Below are 254 nucleotides of genomic sequence, written 5' to 3' on the forward strand. Positions count from 1 at the left end.
TTATGGTTCTCGCCGCGCAGCCAGGTGAAGCCCGCGTCGGCGACGAAGGCGCCGACCGGCATGCTGGCGCTGCCCTCGATGCCGTAGATCGTGACCTTGTCGAGGTTCTCGGTGAGCTTGAAGGGCAGGCCGTTCTGCGGATGCACGGCCCCGGTGACACGGCCGGCGATGTAGTCGTCGATGCGCGTATAGAAGGCGGCAAGCTGGTACCGCAGGCCGGCGCCGCCCCGCTTCAGGCCGAGTTCGAGACTGGT

1 protein-coding gene is annotated in these 254 nt (G+C 67.3%); it reads right to left on the bottom strand.

Annotated features, from left to right (window positions below; genetic code table 11):
- Positions 1-254: TonB-dependent receptor (locus L6Q67_RS24530; protein WP_296576445.1), on the bottom strand; the 254-nt coding region annotated here is incomplete at both ends.

Origin of the sequence: Zoogloea sp., from assembly GCF_023150065.1 — a bacterium.
Lineage (GTDB): Bacteria > Pseudomonadota > Gammaproteobacteria > Burkholderiales > Rhodocyclaceae > Zoogloea.